The following is a 20,893-nucleotide window of genomic DNA, read 5'->3' on the forward strand; positions in this document are numbered from 1 at the left end:
ATGACGGTTCCGGCAGAGCGTCTGTCAAGGGCATTAGCTGCCATTGCGGCTGTGCAAGCCGGGCTCTTTCGGAGTAGGTTTGAGGCAAACTGCGAGCTCTTGAGAATTTTACTGGAGGCGGAACGACAAATGCCGACAAAAGATCCGGTCAACTGGATGTTGTCTGAAGCGATCGAATCGCTCGCACGCGCCGAACGGCTGCATCAAAGGTTGTTCAGCCTGCAGCCGGGCGGGGTACGCGAGCCCAATTGGGAGCCGCCGATCGACGTGCTGGAGACCGATCGGGAGCTGTTGATCTTCGTGGCGCTGCCCGGCGTCGATCCCGATCAGGTGGTGGCGATCATCGAGAACGGGGTGCTGATCATCAGGGGGCAGCGGATATTGCCGGCCGAGCTGCGCGATGCGCTCATCCACCGGCTCGAGCTTCCGCAAGGCCGGTTCGAGCGCCGCATTGCGTTGCCGGCCGGACGCTATGGCGTCAGCCGGACCGCCGCGAATGGATGCGTCGTGTTGCGCCTGTCGAAATCCGTGTGAGAGTTCAAGATGTCGCTTGATAGTGAAAATCCCGCTCCGGCTGCCACTGGAGCGAAAACAGAATCGGTCGCGATCCCCTCGGATGCGCTGATCATCGTCCCGGTCCGCAACATCGTGCTGTTTCCGGCCGTCGTCGCTCCGATCACGATCGCTCGCGCCAAGTCGATCGCCGCTGCCCAACAGGCGCTGCGCGAACAGCGGCCGATTGGAGTCGTGCTGCAGCGAAACGCCGACATCGACGATCCAGGCCCTGATGACCTGCACCGCGTCTGCACGATCGCGAATATCGTCAGGTACATCACCGCGCCGGACGGAACGCATCACATCGTCTGCCAGGGCGTGCAGCGCGCGCGCATCCTCGATTTCCTGCCCGGCACGCCATTCCCGGCGGCGCGGGTGCTTCACATCCCAGAGCCGACGACGACATCGCCCGAGATCGAGGCGCGCTTCATGAATCTGCAGCGGCAGGCGATTGAAGCGGTTCAACTGCTGCCGCAGGCGCCGCCCGAGCTTGTCGGCGCCTTCCAGGCAACGACGGCTCCCGGCGCACTCGCCGATCTCACGGCGTCCTACATGGACATCAAGCCGCAGGAGAAGCAGGAGATCCTCGAGACCATCGATCTCGCCGCCAGGATGGAGAGAGTTTCGCACTATCTCGCCGAGCGGCTCGAAGTGCTGCGGCTGAGCAACGAGATCGGCCAGAAAACCAAGGCCGCCCTCGACGAGCGCCAGCGCGAGGTGCTGTTGCGCGAGCAGATGGCGACCATCCAGCGCCAATTGGGCGAAGGCGAAGGCAAGGCGCAGGAAGTCGCGGAGTTGAGCGCGGCCATCGACAAGGCGAAGATGCCGCCGGAGGCCGAGAGCCAGGCACGCAAGGAACTACGTCGCTATGAGCGGATGCCGGAAGCAGCCGCCGAGGGCGGCATGGTGCGCAGCTATCTCGACTGGCTGATCGATCTGCCCTGGGCACTGCCGGAAGAAAAGCCGATCGATATCCGCGAAGCGCGGCGCATCCTCGATGAGGATCATTTCGGCCTGGAAAAGATCAAGGCCCGCATCATCGAATATCTCGCGGTCCGCAAGCTGGCGCCGCATGGCAAGGCACCGATCCTGTGTTTCGTCGGTCCGCCCGGCGTCGGCAAGACCTCGCTCGGCCACTCGATCGCGCGCGCCATGGACCGGTCGTTCGTGCGCGTCAGCCTCGGCGGCGTCCACGACGAAGCGGAGATCCGGGGACACCGCCGCACCTATATCGGCGCCCTGCCCGGCAACATCATCCAGGGCATCAAGAAGGCCGGCTCTCGCGCCTGCGTGATGATGCTCGACGAGATCGACAAGATGGGACGCGGCATCCAGGGCGATCCGTCGGCGGCGATGCTCGAGGTGCTCGACCCCGAGCAGAACGCGACATTCCGCGACAACTATCTCGGCGTTCCCTTCGATCTCTCGCGTGTCGCCTTCATCGCAACGGCGAACATGCTCGATACGATTCCGGGACCGCTGCAGGACCGGATGGAGATCATCAGCCTGCCCGGCTACACCGAGGACGAGAAGCTCGAGATCGCGCGGCGCTACCTGGTGCGCCGCCAGCTCGAGGCCAACGGCCTGAAGCCGGACCAGGCGACGATCGAAGACGATGCGCTGCGGTCGATCATCAAGGCTTATACCCGGGAAGCCGGCGTCCGTTCGCTCGAACGCGAAATCGGCAAGGCGCTGCGCTATGCCGCGGTGCAGGTCGCGGAAGGCAGCTCGAGCAAGGTGACGATCGGCACGCGCGATCTCACCACAGTGCTTGGCCAGCCGCGTTTCGAAGGCGAGATCGCCTTGCGCACCAGCGTGCCCGGCGTCGCGACCGGGCTGGCCTGGACGCCAGTTGGCGGCGACATTCTGTTCATCGAAGCGACCCGGGTGCCCGGCAAGGGCGGGCTGATCCTCACCGGCCAGCTCGGCGATGTCATGCGTGAAAGCGCGCAAGCCGCGTTGACGCTGGTGAAAAGCCGCGCCGCGCAGCTCGGGATAGATCCATCGCTGTTCGAGAAAAGCGACATCCATGTCCATGTGCCCGCAGGCGCCACGCCGAAAGATGGTCCGAGCGCCGGCGTCGCGATGTTCACCGCGCTGTCGTCCCTGCTCACCAATCGCACGGTGCGGCACGACACCGCGATGACCGGCGAGATATCGCTGCGCGGCCTGGTGCTGCCGGTCGGCGGCATCAAGGAGAAGGTGGTCGCGGCCGCGGCCGCCGGCCTGACCCGAGTGATGCTGCCGGCACGCAACCGGCGCGACTTCGACGACATCCCGCAAGGCGCGCGCGACAAGCTCGAGTTCATCTGGCTGGAGCGCGTCGACGAAGCGATCGCACAGGCATTGGAGCAGGCCAAACAGACAGCCGCCGCGCAATAAAATGCAAGGGCACACGGCTCGCCGCGTGCCCTTATTCCTTGCCCTTGGTCTGCACCAGGTAGCCGACGATCGCCGGCACGTCAGCGTCGTCGATCGGCGCCTTGTAGGCGTTGATCATCTTGTGCACCTCGGCTTCCCAGGTCGCCTTGGGCAGCGGCGGCTGGTTCAGCACCATGTCGGGCGAGTGGCAGGCCAGGCAGTTGTTGTTGATCGCATCGGCGCTGGCGCCGCCGGGAAACAACGCATCGCCTGCCGGCAGTTCCACCGTCGTCGATTTGATTGCCGGCAGATCCTGAACCCAGGCCGGCGTCGCGCACAGCAATGCAGTCCCGAAGCAGCCGATCGCAACCATTCGTTTCAGCATCATCAGCTCCTAGACTGCCCTGACCTGCACGGTCTCGATGACGTTGAGCATGAAGCCGCTGGTGTTCCAGTTCGGCGTATCCGGCTGGACCTCGCCTGAGGAATTCGTGCAGCGGACCATGAGCGCGTGATCGCCTTTATCGGAAGGCGCAAACTCCGTCTGCCATTGGCGAAAACCGTATTTGCCGAAATCATCGCCAAGCCTGGTCGGCTGCCAGGACCTGCCGCCGTCGCTGGAGAACTCGACCTTGGCGACACCGGTGTCGCCGCCGAAGGCGATGCCGCGAACCGGCACGCGCGCGCCCGCAGCGAACGATGCGCCATCAGCGATATTGGTGAAGAAGGAACGCGGCACCATGCGGTTGATCGGCACCATCTTCACACCGCTCTGGCCCGGCACGATATTGGCGTGCGGCGTATCGGGAATCGTATAGGCGACGGCCATCCAGTAATTGTCGTCGGGCTTGTCGAGCACTTCGATGTCGCTCAGCATCTTGACCCAATAGGTCGAATACCATCCGGGCACGATCAGGCGCAGCGGGAAGCCGTTGAGCAGCGGCAGTTGCTCGCCATTCATGGCGTAGGCGATCATCACTTCGCCGTCGCGGGCGTGATCGATTGCAAGCGACTTCCTGAAGGTCGGAGCATCCGGCACCACCGGCTCATCCAGTCCCTTGAAGCGGACCTGGACGGCGCCGGCCTTGACGCCGGCCCGATCCAGCACGTCCTTCAGCCGCACGCCGACCCATTTGGCGTTGCCCATGGCGCCATGCGCCCATTGCGCGCCGGGCACGCGCGGAGAGAAGAAGCCGCGCGAATTGCCGGAGCATTGATTGACCGCAGCGAGCTCCACCCGCGGCAGGTCGCGCACGATGTCCGATATCGACAATGACAGCGTCCGATCGACATGGCCGCGCACTGCGAGGCGGAAGGCGTTCGCGTCGACCGAATTCGGGATTACGGCCCAGTGCCAGCGCACGTAGAACTGATCGTTCGGGGTGAAGACGCCGCGGTCGAACACGTCCATCGGCGTTTCAAGCAGCGGCGGCCGCACGCGCTGCAGGATCATGTCGCCTTTTTGCGGAAAATCGTGCGTGACTGGCCGTCCCCGCGGGCCGCTAGCAAACGGCAATTTGACGAGTTCGTCGGCGAAGGCCGGCGAGACCGCAAGCGACAAGCCGGCAATGCCAAGGTTACGAAGCAGCGTGCGGCGCGACTGGCGTTGAAACGGCGCATTCGCAAGCGTCGTGGCGGAGCGGGTGGGATGCAAGTCCGGTGGCGAATGGCTGAATGGATATTGCTTGTCGTCGCGCATCGGCGCTTCCTCCTCGGGCCCGGCGATGCCGAGCCCCATAGGCACCGCCCCATCACAAATTCGAATGATCGTTCACCCAGCCTAATGTCGACCGGACATCCGGGTATTTCGAATTTGCCCGCTACCGAGGCAGCGCAGCGCTCCGTGCAACATCGGAAGGCGCGACCGATCAGGCCGCCAGCGCGTCCTGATTGATTTCACCCTTGGCAAGCGTCGTCAGCAGTTCGTCCGCCCGCCTCTCCTCGTCGAGCGCGCCATGCAGCAGCCGCTGGTCCTCCCGAAGGTCGAGCTGGCCCGCAAGTGCGGCCGCGCTTCCATAGGCCGCGATCTCGTAATGTTCGAGCTTCTGCGCCGACGCGATCATGCCGGCGTCGCGAAGGTAGTCGTCCTTCAGGATGGCGCACATCTTCTCGGTCTCGTGGATCAGCGCCTGCATGGCCTGATCGGTATGCCGCTCGGCACCGGCGCCGTGCTTCTGCAGGATCGATCGCAGCCGCTCCTCCTGCACGACGGTTTCCCGCTGATGGCGCTCCAGCGCAGCCCTGAGCGAAGGATGCGACGCCATTTTGGCCATGCGCTGCAACGCCTCGGCAAGCTGCTGCTCAACACTGACGAGTTCCTGCAATTCGGCAAGATACATGTCCTTGAAGCTTGTGATCTGCATGGTGATATCCTTTTCGCTTTCGAACGGACCGCTACCCAGCCGGCCGCGGCCCTCAAGCTGACCACTCAACAAGGGAACCAATCGCCGGTTCCTAAGCCGGGATACCGGCGGCTCACGCCCGATAGAGATACAGATAGTTCGGCGAGAACAGCGCCGTGCTCTTGAGCGCGTCGAGATCGGTGATCGTCAGCGTCCGTTCGCGGAGCAGAATGAGGCCGGCGCTGCGCAATTCCTGCAGCGTGCGGTTGAGATGAACGACCGAGAGCCCGGTCGCGTCGGCCAGATCCATCTGCGTCACCGGGAAGGCGCAGGAATTGCCCTCGATCAGGCCGACCGGCCGCAGCCGCTCATGGAGCTCGCACAGCAAATGCGCCACGCGCTCGAGCGCCAGCCGGCGGCCAAGATTGATCGCCCATTCGCGCTGGATCGCGCTGTTCACCAGCGTCTCGCACCAGAACGCCTCCGCAACCGAACGATCGCGCGCAACCAGCGCTTCGAATTGCGCGCGTTTCACCTCGGCATAGACCACCGGCGTCAGCGTTGCGATGGAATGATCCAAGGTCGAGAGCAGATAGGCATAGGCGTCGCAGGTTTCGCCCGGAAGGATGAAGTTGACGATCTGGCGCCTTCCATCCTCCAGCGTCTTGTAGCGGCACAGCCAGCCCGACAGGATGACACGCACACTGCTGACCGTATCGCCCTCGCTGATCAGGTCCTCGCCCGTTCCGATGTGCTGCATGCCTTCGCGTATCGCCCGTTCGAGCGAGACAACGCCCTCGTCCGACAAGCGCCTTAGCGTATTCAGCCGTCGGATCACCGGCTGCGCCAGGCTTCCCTCGACGGGTGCAGGATGCATCTAGCTGCCCATCATCGGGGTGTGGAAGGTGCGCCGGCTCAAGGGAATGGTGATAGTGCAATGGAGGCCGCCAGCATTGAACATCATCATGGTCTGCCCCTTGAATTCGAACGCCAGCGTCCGCTCCAGCAGTTCGGTGCCAAAACCCTTGCGCGGCGGCGGCACGACGGACGGGCCGCCCCGCTCAAGCCAGTCGAAAACCAGTTGCGGCGGATCGACCGCCTCGTCAATGCGCCAACTGATCTCGACGCGCCCGGAAGGCTGGCTCAGCGCGCCGTATTTGAGCGCGTTGGTCGCGAGTTCGTGGAGAGCGAGCGCAAAAGTTTCCGCGGCCTTTGGCTGGAAGCGCACTTGCGGGCCGGAGGCGCGTAGCTGGTCGCCTTCGCGGGCATTATAGCCGAGCAATTCCTCGATGACGAGATATTCGAGGTCGACCCCGCCTTCGGGGTCGCGCGTCACCAGCGCCTGGGTTCGCGCGAATGCGTTCAGGCGGCCGTCGAGATGGGCGGCATATTCGTCGACGTTCGAGCTGGTTTCCGCGGAGCGGCGCGCGATCGAGCGGACGACGCCGAGCGTGTTGCGAACACGGTGCTGAAGCTCCGCAAGCAGCAGCCGCTGCCGCTCCTCCGCACGCGTGATTGCGGTGACGTCGATGAAGGTGATGACCACGCCGGCAATGAAATTGTCGATACTCCGATAAGGCAGGATGCGGACGATGTAGCGCGTGCCGCTGTCAGGCGCGCTCAGTTCGCGCTCGGCGCTGGCGAGCGTGCGCAACACCCGACGAACCTCATCGTAGAGTTCCTCGATCGGAATCCGTGCCTTGATATGCGAAATCGGCCGGCCGACATCAGTTTCGACCAGATGCAGCACCTGGGTGATCGCAGGCGTGAAATTCATCACCTTGAGGTCATTGTCCAGGAACACGGTCGCGATCTGCGTGCTCTCGAGGAAGTTCTTCAGGTCGCTGGTGGCACGGGTCAATTCCTGCACCCGGTGCGCCAGCTCGCCGTTGACGGTTGTCAGCTCCTCGTTGACCGACTGCAATTCCTCGCGCGAGGTCTCCAGCTCCTCGTTCGCCGACTGCAGCTCCTCATTCAGCGATTGATATTCCTCGTTGGAGGATTTCAACTCCTCGTTAGTGCTTTCGAGCTCTTCGATGGTGGCCTGCAGGCGCTCGCGCATTCCCCGCAACTCGCTCTCCAGCCGCTCGACATGCTCGGTCCTGACCAGCGCATTGGGATTATTCTCGTTGTTGGCGACCATGCGGGCCGGGCCGTCCTTGAACAGCACGACGAAATTGCGATGGCCGCCGGACCTGTCCTGGATCGGTTCGACCGTGATGTCGACCGTCACCCGATGGCCATTGACACCGAGCTGCACCTGTTCGGCATGCGCAGCCTCGTTGGTCTCCGCTGCCCGGCCGAGCACGGTCCGCAATTCCAGGCGGAGATCGCGATGCACGAGACTGAGCAGGTCGAGCGTCGCGGCGCCCGCGGTCGGCTCGATATAGCGCCCGGTGCGGCCGGAGAAATGCAGGATCTGGAAATTCTCGTCGGTGATGACATAGGCCGGCGCATAGCGCTCGGCGATGCGCTGGGCCCGGCGCTCGAGGCCGACATCAGCAGGCCCCAGCGCGCGTGACGGGGGGACTTCGACAGCCGCGCGCCCGGCCGCGGTCGTGATCGGAAACTCCGGCGGCAGGCGTGTGCCGGTCTCGAGCCTCTTGAAGATGCGCGCCCGACGGTCCACCGGCGCGAACAGCTTTGGATGCCGCGTCACGTTCTCGGAGTTGCCGAGGAACAAAAAACGGTCCGGCAGCAAGGCGAAGTGAAACAAGGGAATGACCCGGTTCTGCAACTCGGCGTTCAGGTAGATCAGGAGGTTGCGGCAGGACACCAGGTCGAGCTTCGAGAACGGCGCGTCCTTGATGACATTGTGCTGCGAGAAGATGCACATCTCGCGCAGCTCCTTCACGACACAATAGGTGTCGCCCTCGCGGACGAACCAGCGCGCCAGCCGCTCCGGCGACATGTCGCCCTCGATCTGGGTCCGATAGCGTCCGACCCGGGCGGCAGCCAGCGCGCGCCCGTCGATATCGGTCGCGAAGATCTGCACCTGCGGCGGCGAGTCGAGCTTGGCCATGTGCTCGCGAAGCAGGATGCCGATCGAATAGGCCTCTTCGCCGGTGGCGCATCCCAGCACCCAGACGCGGACCTGCTGGCCGGCAGCCTTGTCCTCAAAAATCTTCGGAATGACTTGCGTTTCCAGCACCTCGAATTCGCGCTTGTCCCGGAAGAATTCGGTGACCCCGATCAGGAGGTCGTTGAAGAGGAGCTGCGCCTCGTCCTTGTCCTGTCTCAAGTAATCGACATAGGAGGCGATCTCGTCGATCTGCACCACCTGCATGCGCCGCTGCACGCGGCGAAGGAAGGTGTTCTGCTTGTAGCCGTGAAAATCATTGCCGGTCTTGTTGCGCAGGATATCGGCAACACGCGACAGCGAACTGGCTGCCGCGGCGAGGATTTCGTCAAATCCCTGCCGCTCCTCCAGGCTCCGCAGATGGCGGGCATAGACCCGGATGTGCTCGGGGATGTCCGCGGGCGGCAGCACGAAATCGGCGATTGCGGCCGCATTGTTGCCGTCGGCGAGCGGATCGGCATGATCGCCGGCGACACGTTCGGCGATGGCCAGCCCGCCATGGTCCTTCAGGGTCGCAACGCCCAGCGTCCCGTCGCCGCCGGTCCCGGCGAGCACAACACCGATCGCCTCCTCGGCCCGTTCTTCGGCGAGCGACACCAGGAAGCTGTCGATCGTGGCGCGTTCGCCCGGCGCCTGCTCGGCCGTGCGGATGGCCAGACGATCGCCCTGGATCGTGGCGATCCTGCCGGTGGGGCAGAGGTAGATCGTGCCGCCTTCGATCAGGGTCCCGTCCTGGATCTCCAACAGCCGGCTGCCTTCAGAGCGCTGCAGCATCTCGCGCAGCCGTCCTTCATCAAACGCCTCGCGGTGCTGCAGCACCAGCACGATGGTCTCTTCGGCAGTGAGCGCAAGTTTCGAGAAGAACCCCTCGATACTGTTCATCGTGCTGGCGGACGCGCCGACGCCGATGATCAGCGGCACCTTGGCCCGGCGCCCGCGCTCCGCTGGTTCCGATCCGGGTTCACTCATGGGCAGCGGCTCTCGTTATTCTGTCAGGGCCTGATTCAGCTTGCCAAACCATGCAGATAGCAGACTTTGACACTATCCTAATAGACATTCCGCCGAAATAACGCGCGACAGCGCGATCCGGTCACCTGGCTCAACGAAGCCCTGTCCATGAAGGTGTTGGGGGAACTGCATACCGGCCGAAAATGGCCGGAACCGTGATTGACATGTCTGAAGAAGAATCGCGGGGCCTGATCCTCGGACCCAATATTGCCGGGGCAAAAGCGTGCGCCCGCAGCTCGACTGCACTTTCGAGCTGGCGCCGGCCTCACGAAGCTCAGATGCGTCACTTCCCCCTGACCGGCGCCGGATAGAGCTCATCCTCCAGATACGCGATGCGCTGCTCGATCAGGGTACGGTGGCGCTCCCATTGCAGCAGGGTCTGCTCGAGGAGAATGATCAGGCGTTCGGCCTGCGTGATATCGTGACCGCCAGCCTGCAGATCAAACAGCAGATCCCGCTGGTTGCGGAGGCGTTTCAAACCTTCCTCGATGTCGGCTTCGGCCTTTCGCAGGTGGCGCCGCTCGACCTCGAGCAGTTGGGCACGCTCGGCACGCGATATGGCCATTGGCACCGCCTAAGCTTTCGGAAGCCGCGGGTCCAGCGACTGTAGCACGACGCGCCGGATCATGTCGGCATATCCGCGATACTCCGCCGCCCGTGCCTCATACATTTCGGCCACCGCGGCCCGGCCGCTCTGGCGGCCCTCCAGCGCCATGCGATGCACCAGTTCGGCGCGCTCCTCGATGATCCGCAGCGCCACCCGCAACGCCTCGTCGACCCGGCCCTCCTGCTCCTTGGCCAGCACGTCGGCGGTGAAAGCATGGCCGACCTGGCAACGGAAACGCAGCGGATGACTCTCCTTGAGCTCGGAAAGCACCCCGCCGCAGCTCGGACAGGTCAGCGGGGCCGGAGCGGCAATCGGGAGCAGGCTATCGCTGCCAATCCGCTCGCCCGCAGCGATCTCGACCTCCAGCCGGATTTCCGGCGGAATTGGCAGCGCAGCACCCGGCGCCTCGCGAACCAGGTCTGACAGGACGTCACCGATCCGCGTCCCGGGAACGCAGAGGTCGACGGTGGTCGCCTCCAGCGCGCGCAGCGGCATCTCGTCGGAGATGGCGTCTTGGGGGTCCTGCACCAGCGCGAAACCGCCGCAGCGCTTGATGGCGTTCAGCCCGGCCGCCCCATCAGACAGAAATCCGCTCAGGACGACGCCGATTACCCGTGGGCCATAGTGCAGCGCGGCGGAGCGGAATAGTGGATCGATCGCCGGGCGCACCATGTTCTCGCGCGGGCCGCGGCCCAGCATCATGTGATCCCTCAAGACCAGCAGATGATGGTCCGGCGGCGCGAGATAGATATGGCCATGCTCGATGAGCATGCCACTTTCCGCCTGGCGAACCGGCAGCTTGGCGGCCGCACTCGTCACGGTGGCAAGAAGCCCGATTCCCTGGGCCGGGATGTGTAGAACAATGAAGATCGCCGCGGCGAGATCGGCTGGCAGCCGGCCTAAAATCTCCTTCAGCGGCGCCGTTGCCCCGGCTGAACCGCCGATGACGATTATGTCGCGGTTGCCCATGGAACCCGCCATCGTTTGGGATGTTTTCGATAAGGCGGAGCTTCGCCTGACGTTCCTAACTCCAACAGGATTCCGGCGCAAAGGACGCGGAAGGTACAATGTCAGCACCGGTTCTTCTTCGCGAGGGCAGCTTCCTGACTGGACGCCGCGTCCTTGTCGTCGAAGACGAGTATTTCCTCGCCGACGACATTGCGCGGGCATTCCGGACGCTCGGTGCCGAAATCGAGGGGCCGGTCGGTGAAGTCGAAGATGCGCTGGCCCTCCTGAACGGGCTGCGGACGGTCGACGGCGCGGTGCTCGACGTCAATCTCAGAAGCGCGTCGATACTCCCGGTGGCGCGCACGCTGCGATCCCGCGGTATCCCGTTCGTCTTCGCAACCGGCTATGACAGAAGCGCGATCGACCCTGAATTCGAGGACGTCCCGCTGTGGGAGAAGCCGCTCGATATTCCGGCAATGACTCGCGGGCTGAGCGGGCTGATCCTGCAGCATTGAAACGGTCGTCTGGATTGTGGACCGGCGGGCAAGCCGGCGCGCCCATCCATCAATTCGATATCGAATTTGCGCAGGTTAGTGCGCCCGTTCCGGAACGCCGCCATGCTGTTCGGCCTGGTAGCATCGAGCGGGTTGCGTCATGAATGAACTGGACAAACGGATCGAACGACTAGAGCGCAGAGCCGCGGAAAGCGCGCTGATTGCCGACCTCTCGCCAAGGGCGGAAATCCGGATCCACAACATCCGTCTGGCCGATGAACTGCGGCAGGTCGCTGCCGAACTGAAGGCGTTGCAGTCGGAGCGGCCCTGGGCGGCCTGAGCGGCGGAGCTGCTTGGCCGCGCGCGACATTTCGAGGTGCCGCCGCAGATCGCTATGTCGCCGGCCGCCGGCTGGCGAAGCACGGCAGCGCCAGCTCCGAGAGCGCCATCAAAATGAAAGGTTCTTATTCCTGTCCCGGCGTGCCAGCGGATCATCAAAATTTTACTCAAGTCGATGGGTGCCCGGAAAGCATCGCGCCTCCACCCGCTTGGCCTGGATTATTCGCTCGACAATCTCGCAAACATTTTTCGGTGAGAACCGATCGTTCTTCGACGCCCGGCGTTTGAACCGCAGACAACATCCAACTCAACGATTTCTCCGGATAGTACTGCGAGGCATGATGGCCGGCTCAACCGAATTCGACAAACTCGCTTCTGCGCGCATCGCCGACGCCAACATTCGACGAGGCCAGGGGGGCGAAACCCACCAGATTGCTGAAGGCGAGATACCAACCCTCACGACACAGCAAGGTGCACCTGTCGCCGACGACCAGAACAGCCTGAAGATCGGGCAGCGCGGCCCGACATTGATGGAAGACTTTCACTTCCGCGAGAAGATCTTCCATTTCGATCACGAACGTATCCCCGAACGCGTGGTGCATGCCCGCGGGTTTGGAGCGCATGGATTTTTCGAAACCTACGAATCGCTTGCCGACCTGACCAAGGCCGACATCTTCCAGCGCGCGGGCGAGAGGACGCCGGCGTTCGTCAGGTTCTCGACGGTGGCCGGCAACAAGGGTTCGGCCGATCTCGCTCGCGACGTGCGCGGATTTGCGGTCAAGCTTTATACCAAGCATGGCAACTGGGACATCGTCGGCAACAACATCCCCGTCTTCTTCATCCAGGACGCCATCAAGTTTCCGGATATCATCCATGCCGCCAAGCAGGAGCCCGATCGCGGCTTTCCGCAGGCGCAGACGGCACATGACAACTTCTGGGACTTCATCTCCTTGATGCCGGAATCCATCCACATGGCAATGTGGATCATGTCGGACCGGACCATTCCGCGCTCTTTTCGCTTCATGGAAGGATTCGGTGTCCACACGTTCCGGCTGGTGAACGAACGTGGAAAATCGACCTTCGTCAAGTTTCACTGGAAACCGAAGTTGGGCATGCAATCGGTGGTGTGGAACGAGGCCGTCAAGCTGAATGGCGCCGATCCCGATTTCCACCGGAGGGATCTCTGGGATGCGATCCAATCCGGCAACTATCCCGAATGGGAGCTCGGCTTGCAGCTATTCGATGACAAATTCGCCGATGAGTTCGAATTCGATGTCCTCGATCCGACAAAGATCATCCCCGAGGAACGGATCCCGGTCCGCCGTGTCGGCCGGCTGGTGCTGGACCGCACCGTCGACAACTTCTTCGCCGAAACCGAGCAGGTCGCGTTCCACACCGGCAATGTGGTGCCCGGCATCGACTTCACCAACGATCCCCTGCTGCAGGGCCGCAACTTCTCCTATCTCGACACGCAGTTGAAGCGGCTTGGCGGGCCGAACTTCACCCATCTGCCGATCAACGCGCCCAAATGTCCTTTCCACACGCTACAACAGGATGGGCACATGGCCTTCTACAATCCGAAGGGCCGCGCCAACTACGAGCCCAATTCGTGGGGCGGTGTGGCGGGCGGACCACGCGAGGCGCCCGAGCGCGGATTTCATTCGTTCCCGTCGCCGGAGGCGGGTGAGAAGCGGCGCGTGCGCGGCGAGCTTTTCGCAGATCACTACAGCCAGGCGCGGCAATTCTACATCAGCCAGACACAAGTCGAACAGACGCACATCAAGGATGCCTTCACCTTCGAGCTCAGCAAGGTGGAGACTCCGGCCATCCGCGCGCGCATGGTCTCTCATCTCATGAATGTCGACATGGAGCTGGCGTGTGGCGTGGCCGCTGGTCTTGGGATCGAATTGCCAACGGCGGCGGAGCCTGCCCGCCCCATCATCCAGGATCTACCGCCTTCGCCGGCTCTCAGCATCGTGCGGAACGGGCCCAAGGATTTCAAGGGACGCAAGCTCGGCATACTCGTAAGCGACGGCACCGACGCACGCCTGCTCGACGCGCTCATTACCGCTGCGAAGGGTCGCAGCGCGCTCATCGAGATCGTTGCGCCAGCTGTCGGCGGCTTCAAGACGTCTGACGGCAAGGTTCATCCGGCCAAGCAGAAGATCAATGGCGGCCCTTCGGTTCTGTACGATGCCGTCGCGATTCTGATTTCGCCTGACGGAGCAAAGCGGCTCGGCTCGGAGGCCACCGCCCGGGATTTCGTCGCGGATGCTTTCGCGCACGCAAAATTCATCGCTTATGCCGATGCGGCAAAGCCGCTGCTCGACAAGGCGGGAGCGACATCCGATGCCGGCTGCTTCCTGCTGTCGGCTCCTGCTGATGCCGATCGTTTCATCCAGCACTGCGGCGAATTGCGCTTCTGGACGCGCGAGCCGAACGTCCATTCGGTGTAGCGTTGGGCGACGTCAGTAGGAGACGTAAGAGAATCCGTCGTCGACATGACTTGAATCGACCGGCCCGCACCTGATGGAGATGCGGGCCAGTCCATCTTGCGCCTACCCTCAATGCCGATCGGAATCGCCCGCCTTGAGCGCGACTGCGAGATTGCGCACCGGCCGGGTCACGAGCGGATCGAGATCAAAGCGCTTCTCGAGCAGTTTGAGGATCGAGGTCGTGTCGTAGTCCTCGTGAGCGACACCCGACTTCTCGAAGCGCTTGGAGATCAGAAGCGCAGGGATACGGGTGCCAGGTCCCCATTGGTCCGCAGCCTTCGCTTCATCGCCGCGACGATTGTGGGGCGGCGGCGGCACGTGATCCCACTGGCCGCCGAACTCGTCATAGGTGATGACGATGAGGGTGTCCCTGCCGTCCGGTCCTTCGACGATCGCCTTGACCAGATCGACCAGATGCTGGCTGCCCTCGGCTTCGCTGGCGTAACCAGGATGCTCGTTCTCCTCGCCGATCGGCTTGATGAAGCTGACGTCCTTCAACCTGCCGTTCTTTGCCGCCTGGATGAACTCCGCCTCGTCCTTCAAATGGTCCTTGCGGGCCTTGGTCCCGGGCGCGTAATTGGCAAAGTAGTTGAACGCCTGATGGTGGAACTGGAAGTCCACGTCGACGCAGTTGGGGAAGACTGCGGTGGGCAGATGGTTCGGATCGGTGCAGGTGGTGCCGTTTCCGTTGGTCCAGCCCGAGGCACCGACATCACCGTTGGCGTTCGACCAGCCGCCGGCATACCAGGCCCAGTCGACGCGCTTGGCCGACAACCGATCGCCGATGTTGGGCGTGTTGAGCGGCGGCAGGCGCCGGGCATCCGCCGTGCCCGGCGAATAGGGCTGATAGAACGGCTGAGTGGTGTTGATCGCATAGTCGCCGCAGGCGAGCCCGGCCGGCAAACCTGCCTGGCTGCACTTCGCCGTCAGTTGCGCATCCTTCACCGTGGTGAGCGGGGTGTAGAGCGGCGTGCTGGTCGGCATGCCGTTGGCGTCGACGATGGAGTGCAGGTCGTTGGCACTGCCGTCGTTGGAGGCGCCAACGAATTGCGGCGCGGCGGCCGCGACCAGGAACTGGTGGTTGAGGAACGAACCACCGAAGGCGCCCTGGAAGAAGCTGTCGGCGATGACGTAGTTCGGCGCACCGCGATCATGGAGATAGCGGTAGATCGGCAGCTTCTTGGTGTCGTAATAGCCCATCACAAGACCGGACGCATCGCTGCCGGTCATGTAGCGGTTCTGACGGCCGCCATTGATCTGATACTGCTCGCTGTAGAAGCGATGCACGATGTCTTCCGTGCAGCCGCCGGGCAGACCGGTGCCGTTGAGGAAGCCGTGAGCCGCGAACGCGCCGATCGGCTTCGGGCAGGTGGTTGCCGACGTTGGAATGAAGTCGTTGATTTCGAACGGCTTGTTCTTGAAGGCGCTGAGAATCGCCAGCGAACCGCCATTGTCGGTGCAACTCGTCGGCAACGGCGAGGGAGACGTGAGATTGACGTCGTTCTGCAACAGGCACGTATAGACCGTCTTGTTGTCCTGGCGGACCTGCAGCGTGTGCGGCTGATCGGCATCGGAGACGCCGTTGATCCGGTCACGGCCGACGTCGCCCCAGTGGCCGTAGAGATTATCGAAGCTGTGGTTCTCCTGATAGATGATCACGATGTGCTTGTACGCCTTGAGCAGATCGTCCCGATCATGGTGACCATGGTCATGATCGTGATCATGACCGTGATTTCTGAAGTCCTGCCACTCGTCCCTGATGTCGTGCTTGAACTGGTCGATGATCTTCTCGACGAGATTCTCTGCCTTGGCCATCGGCGCGACCGCAATCGCACCGATAGCCAATGTAAACGCGGGAATGGCTCCCCAAAGCCGCATGGTGTTCTCCCCTGAGAGCAAACATGGAATAACGCAAGTGAGGCTATCTGCCGCACATTTCGATCCGATGACTGTTTTCCGACAATGCAGGAATCGCGCACACGCGGAGACCACTTGCATCACGCTTAGACCGACGTCGATGTGTGCTCTGACATCTGAGCGTCATCAAACTGACGACAAGCTTCGTCTATCCAGTCCAGCCGCGGTCTCGCCAACAGGGTCGCTGTCATCCGCACGACATCTGCTGTTCACAGACCGCTCGAGCAGATTGTTGCAGGGGCTTTTGTCGTGATGATCAGGAACATTCTTGCGTGCCGCTCGCGCCGAGACACCGCGGCTGCCGCGGTTCGCGTCACTTCATCCGCCTTGATTCGACTGATCGCCTTGGTTGCAGCGCTCTTCCCGTTGCGGACTGAAGCCTTTCCATTGGGCGGCGATCAGACAGTGCTGCCGACCGGCACCGAATTCTCCGAGGAGGCTCTGGCGAAGCCGCGCGAACTGTTCCACTCGGAGGCCGTGGGCGGGCACAAGTCCTATCTGATCAATCTTGGCGATCTCGCGTTCAACTCGCCTGCCATCCTGGGCGGCAAGGCGCGGCAGGCGGAAATGAGCTGCGGCACCTGTCACGTCAACGGGACATCGAATCCGAAGCTGTTCGTTCCCGGTGCCTCTTCGCGCCCCGGCACCTTCGACACCACGAGCCTGATGTTCAATCCGAAGGCATTCAACAGCATCCTCGATCCGGTCCGGATCCCCAGCCTGCGCGGCGCGCGCTTTCTGGCGCCTTACGGGCATGATGGCCGCATGACCTCGCTGCGCGACTTCATATATAATGTCATCGTCAACGAGTTCGACGGGCCGCGGCCGAGCGATGCCGTCCTCGACGGCCTGGTCGCCTACATCAACGACATCGACTTTCTTCCCAATCCCCGGCTTTCGCCCGGCGGCGTGCTTGCCGCACAGGCGAGCGCCGCCGAGCGCCACGGCGAGCAGCTGTTCTTCAAGCCGTTTCCACACCAGCCCCAACTCAGCTGCGCCACCTGTCACACTCCGACCGGCGTCTTCACCGACCAGACTCGCCATGACGTTGGCTCAGGCGGCCTGGTGAAAACGCCGACCTTGCTTAACGCCAACTTCAACGCGCCCTACTTCCACGATGGCCGGTATGACACTTACGAAGAAGTGGTCGGGCATTTCGACCGCATGTTCGATCTCGCCCTCTCGTCGCAGGACACGCAGGACCTTGTCGCCTATCTGACGGCGATCGGCGACGGCGACCGCCCTTTCGACAAGGACGGTGTGGCGATCCGCATGAAGGAAGTACGTGAGCTCGCGAGCGTGCTGGAATTGGCCATCCCCGCTGCGGACACCGCCGTGGTCTCGCTGGCGGTCACGGGCGTCGGCGCCGAGCTGCGTGAACTGACCGAGCATATTCCGGATATCAGGTATGCTTCGGTCGGAGGCCAGGAAGAACGGCTTGCGGCGCGCACCGTCGTCAAGGATCTGGTTCTCAGCCTGCGTCGCATTGATCTCGCAGTTGCTGCAGGCTATCTCGACGAGGCCATGGCTGAATACGACAAGTTCTCCATGCTCGCGACCTTTGATGTCCCCGTCGCGTTGAAAAAGGCCGAGCCGTGGTCGCTGTTCAACGCCAACGTTCACCAGTCGCACTACGCTGCGCTCGGACGGATGCTGCAAACGACAGTCAGGCAATCGCAGTGACCGCTCACTCCGAGGCCGGCGGCGCGACCCATACGTCGCTCTGCCGGATGCGGTCGATCAGCGCCCGCGGATCGAATTTGCGCATACCGGGCGGAAGTTCGAACGATTGCGCCGATTGCGGCTCGTCTCGGATGTTCTCGACGACGATCATCGTACCATCCGCGGTCTTGATCTGGAGCGGAAACCGGCGCTCGCGGTCGACCCAGCCGACAAAGCCGGCGCCGGACGCAGCAGTGATCCGATAGATGTCCGCCTTGCGATCTCCGACCATCCCCTCCCCGTCGCGCCCGCAGTGCCAGGTGTCGGGATCCACCGGCGCCGCCAGGGACGCCATCATCTGCCATTGCCGGCAGGGCTCGTCGGGATCAACTGGAACGAACATCCGCGTCAGCGGAGTTGATTGCCGTGCGTCCATGAACACCTTCGCGCGCGGGCGCACGAAATAGGCAGCAGGCGTCGCAACTTCGACCAGAAAGAAGCCATCGGCAAAATCGGCCGTCTCTATCCTCACCTTGTTTTCCGACACACGCACACTTCCGATACGCGCAGCCTGTTCACCGCGCATCGTGGCAATGTCCGCGGAAAACTGCTGGGCCGCGGCCGAAACGCTGACAAGTGCCGAGCCGACTAGAGCAAACAGCGATGCTCTCAGCCTCCTGTTCCCCCTTGCAATTATTCGGTCTCGATCCATCGCAAAATCTCAGCGTAAAGAAACACGGTGGTGCCGACCGAACCATTGGCTCGACCGGCCCCCTCTTCAGATCGGCTCGCGATCAGTTACTCGGTATAGGACAGCGTAACCGGTTTGCTGAAGTCGAACGCGTCGAACATGTCAGCAAGCGCGGGGCTGTTGGTCGGCACATACTCGTTGTTGCGCGAATATGTCGGGTTTGGCAGGTTGTCGCGGCTGCGGTTCGTCAGCGGCTGCAGATCCCAGTTGCGCTCGATGAACTTCAAGAGCGAAACGTGGTCGCCGTAGTTGTGGTAGATCTTCCCGCCCGTCGAATAGGGCGACAGGATCAGGATCGGCATCCGCGGTCCATCGCCGAAGAAATCGATCGACTGAATGTAGCCCGAGTCCCAGTAGCCGCCGGCTTCGTCCCAGGTGACGAACACTGCCGTCTCCGCCTTGAGCTCCGGATTGTTGTCCAGCGCATTCAGGACGTTCAGCACATAGGCCTCGAACAGATCGACCTTCGAGCTTTGCGGATGCCCATCGAGCAGACCATCCGGCTTGCCGAACGACACTGAAGGCAGCTTGTTGTCCTGGATCGCCGTGATCAGATCGGCAGTATCCTTCATGTGAGCCTGACGCACGGTCGGGTTGGCCATGATCGAGGTCGCATATTGGAACGGATTGCAGATCTGGCAGTAGGCCACGCCGAGCGCGTGCGCCGGATCGGCAAGCGCGGCGGCATTGAGATCCGGCTTGTTCGGGTTGGCGGCAACTGCGGCGTTCGAAAGCGCCACGGCGTCATTATACGCACCACCGTAGAAGGCCCAGGAGATCTTCTTCTCCATCAAGGCATCGCCGATGGTCCGCACCGACGATGGCGGCATGTTGCTTCCACCCGCCAGCGCACCGTTCGGCAGATAGCCCGGATTGACGTTGTTGAGCATGTAGTAGTGGTTGGGCTTGCAGTTCGGCTCCGCCGCATAGGGCAGATTGTTCAGATAGGTCACGATCGGCTTGACGCCGGGCTGGAACACGTCCGAGCAATCGCTGAAGTTGCCGTCCACCGTGTAGCGGTTCACCGATCCGGAAACTGGATTCGGGTTCGCAATCTGGTTTGCAGGCGGCGTGGTCGGGTTGCCCTTGCCGTCGCTCCAGAAGCCCGCGTCGCCGGTGCCGAGCATGAAGTGGTTGGCGCCGGTGCCGCCGTGGAACGACTGGTGGAAGTTGTCGCCGAGCGTGAAACGATCGGCCAGCATCTTCAGGATCGGGGCCTGCCCCTGCTGGGCATTGTAGAAGCCCATCGAGTTGGCCATGCTCTTGTTGGAAGCCGAGTAGGTCGCCATCACGAACGGGAACAGGTCGTTGAGGCAACCGGAGTTGTTGGCCTTCGTCGCGCTGGCGGCGCTGCAATCCTCCTGCTGCCAATCCTGATAGAACCGATGCGTCGTGTCACCGGTGTAGTCATCGTCGCTGATCTGCTCGCCCTGCAGCGGGAACGGTCCGGTCAGATGGCCGGCGCCGGGAACGCGAGTATCGAGGACACCAGTCGGCAGTCCGCTGAAACCGGTCGTGAGAATATCCAGATCGCTCGGATCCATGTCCTTCTCGACGCTGGCTTGAGCAATCGTCTTGAACGGAGGCGACGTATCGCTCTGCGCGGTAGGCGTGCCCGCCGTGTTCGGCTGCGGCATCGCGTTGGTCGCACTGTAGGGCGACTTCGCAATTGTCGGCGCACCAATATAAAAGGAAGACTGCGCGGCAACCGAGTATTGCTGCGCTTGCGCGAAATTCGGACCCGGCGAGCCATCCTCGTTGACGATGCCTTTCGACAGCAGGTTGGAGATCGTCTGCCCCCTGCCCTTCGGCTTGTACACACCGAACGTGTGATCGAGTCCGCGGTTTTCGCCGATCAGGATGATGACGTGCTTGATCGGGGACGCCGTCTTCACCTTGTCGCCGTGATCATTGTCGTTGTCACCGTGATGGCCGTTGTTGTCATGACCGTTGTCACCGTGGTGACCATTCCCGTCGTGATCGTGGCCACGACCGTCATGAGCGAAACGATCGTGGTGGGAGCGCTTGTCCCAATCGCTTCGGCCGCCGGGATAATGTGCTGCATAGGCCGCTGTTGCGACAGCGACTGTTGAAACGACGCAAAGTGCTGTGGTGGTTCGCCAGTTCTTCTTATGATTGAAAGTCATCATCGACCCCAAAGGTTGTGGTTGGCGACCTTTGTCTAATGCGGCAACATGACGCACGCTTATCGTTGCTGTGAAAGCGCGCGAGAAATTTCGACTCGTTCAAAAGATTCTCTGCGCTGCATCTGCTGCAACGATGCATGCATCGCGACTGATGCCATTCGCATCGCGCGACAAGACAAACGAATCTT

At 62.5% G+C, this 20,893-nt stretch carries 16 protein-coding genes; 6 read left to right on the forward strand and 10 right to left on the reverse strand.

Annotation, left to right across the window (positions count from 1 at the left end; genetic code table 11):
- Window positions 1–129: 129 nt before the first annotated feature.
- Together I6F35_RS15345 and lon are read left to right on the forward strand one after the other, a co-directional pair.
- A complete protein-coding gene (locus tag I6F35_RS15345) occupies window positions 130–534 on the forward strand; it encodes an Hsp20/alpha crystallin family protein (protein WP_225118686.1) in 405 nt (134 codons plus the stop codon).
- A gap of 9 nt (window positions 535–543) precedes the next feature.
- Window positions 544–2,937: an endopeptidase La gene (gene lon / locus I6F35_RS15350; RefSeq protein ID WP_225118522.1), complete on the forward strand. Its 2,394-nt coding sequence runs from the start codon at window positions 544–546 to the stop codon at window positions 2,935–2,937.
- Between the two features lie 31 nt (window positions 2,938–2,968).
- On the opposite strand, the gene I6F35_RS15355 is transcribed toward lon, so the two are convergent.
- The 7 genes from I6F35_RS15355 to I6F35_RS15385 all read right to left on the reverse strand — a co-directional run bounded on the left by I6F35_RS15355 (window position 2,969) and on the right by I6F35_RS15385 (window position 10,921).
- A complete protein-coding gene (locus I6F35_RS15355; protein ID WP_225118523.1) occupies window positions 2,969–3,301 on the reverse strand; it encodes a cytochrome c in 333 nt (110 codons plus the stop codon).
- Window positions 3,302–3,310: 9 nt separating this feature from the next.
- Window positions 3,311–4,654 (reverse strand): molybdopterin-dependent oxidoreductase, encoded by a 1,344-nt coding sequence (locus I6F35_RS15360; RefSeq protein ID WP_225118524.1) that lies wholly within the window; start codon window positions 4,652–4,654, stop codon window positions 3,311–3,313.
- Between the two features lie 130 nt (window positions 4,655–4,784).
- Window positions 4,785–5,279, reverse strand: a complete 495-nt coding sequence (locus I6F35_RS15365) for a DUF892 family protein (RefSeq protein WP_225118525.1) — start codon at window positions 5,277–5,279, stop codon at window positions 4,785–4,787.
- A gap of 112 nt (window positions 5,280–5,391) precedes the next feature.
- Window positions 5,392–6,135 (reverse strand): Crp/Fnr family transcriptional regulator, encoded by a 744-nt coding sequence (locus tag I6F35_RS15370; protein WP_225118526.1) that lies wholly within the window; start codon window positions 6,133–6,135, stop codon window positions 5,392–5,394.
- Entirely contained in the window at window positions 6,136–9,306 is a 3,171-nt protein-coding gene (locus tag I6F35_RS15375; RefSeq protein ID WP_225118527.1) for a CheR family methyltransferase, read from the reverse strand.
- 322 nt (window positions 9,307–9,628) lie between these two features.
- A complete protein-coding gene (locus I6F35_RS15380) occupies window positions 9,629–9,910 on the reverse strand; it encodes a hypothetical protein (RefSeq protein ID WP_225118528.1) in 282 nt (93 codons plus the stop codon).
- Window positions 9,911–9,919: 9 nt separating this feature from the next.
- Window positions 9,920–10,921, reverse strand: a complete 1,002-nt coding sequence (locus I6F35_RS15385) for a chemotaxis protein CheB (protein WP_225118529.1) — start codon at window positions 10,919–10,921, stop codon at window positions 9,920–9,922.
- A gap of 98 nt (window positions 10,922–11,019) precedes the next feature.
- Here I6F35_RS15385 and I6F35_RS15390 point away from each other — a divergent pair, with 98 nt between their 5' ends.
- The 3 genes from I6F35_RS15390 to I6F35_RS15400 all read left to right on the forward strand — a co-directional run bounded on the left by I6F35_RS15390 (window position 11,020) and on the right by I6F35_RS15400 (window position 14,189).
- Window positions 11,020–11,415 (forward strand): response regulator, encoded by a 396-nt coding sequence (locus I6F35_RS15390; RefSeq protein WP_225118530.1) that lies wholly within the window; start codon window positions 11,020–11,022, stop codon window positions 11,413–11,415.
- Between the two features lie 139 nt (window positions 11,416–11,554).
- Window positions 11,555–11,734, forward strand: coding sequence for a hypothetical protein (locus I6F35_RS15395; RefSeq protein ID WP_225118531.1), 180 nt, complete (start codon window positions 11,555–11,557; stop codon window positions 11,732–11,734).
- A 340-nt stretch (window positions 11,735–12,074) separates the two neighbouring features.
- Window positions 12,075–14,189 carry a catalase gene (locus I6F35_RS15400; RefSeq protein ID WP_225118532.1) on the forward strand — a complete coding sequence of 705 codons (2,115 nt, stop codon included), beginning with the start codon at window positions 12,075–12,077 and terminating at the stop codon, window positions 14,187–14,189.
- A gap of 108 nt (window positions 14,190–14,297) precedes the next feature.
- On the opposite strand, the gene I6F35_RS15405 is transcribed toward I6F35_RS15400, so the two are convergent.
- A complete protein-coding gene (locus I6F35_RS15405; RefSeq protein ID WP_225118533.1) occupies window positions 14,298–16,106 on the reverse strand; it encodes an alkaline phosphatase family protein in 1,809 nt (602 codons plus the stop codon).
- 426 nt (window positions 16,107–16,532) lie between these two features.
- On the opposite strand from I6F35_RS15405, the gene I6F35_RS15410 reads away from it, so the two are divergent.
- The gene (locus tag I6F35_RS15410) at window positions 16,533–17,828 is read left to right on the forward strand and encodes a cytochrome c peroxidase (RefSeq protein ID WP_225118534.1); all 1,296 of its coding nucleotides are present in this window, start codon (window positions 16,533–16,535) and stop codon (window positions 17,826–17,828) included.
- A 4-nt stretch (window positions 17,829–17,832) separates the two neighbouring features.
- Here I6F35_RS15410 and I6F35_RS15415 read toward each other — a convergent pair whose 3' ends face one another.
- On the reverse strand, window positions 17,833–18,339 hold the full coding sequence (locus I6F35_RS15415) for a hypothetical protein (protein WP_225118535.1): 507 nt from the start codon (window positions 18,337–18,339) through the stop codon (window positions 17,833–17,835).
- Between the two features lie 266 nt (window positions 18,340–18,605).
- Window positions 18,606–20,705 carry an alkaline phosphatase family protein gene (locus I6F35_RS15420; protein ID WP_225118536.1) on the reverse strand — a complete coding sequence of 700 codons (2,100 nt, stop codon included), beginning with the start codon at window positions 20,703–20,705 and terminating at the stop codon, window positions 18,606–18,608.
- Window positions 20,706–20,893 lie beyond the last annotated feature (188 nt).

The organism is Bradyrhizobium sp. BRP22 (genome assembly GCF_020194175.1).
Lineage (GTDB): Bacteria > Pseudomonadota > Alphaproteobacteria > Rhizobiales > Xanthobacteraceae > Bradyrhizobium.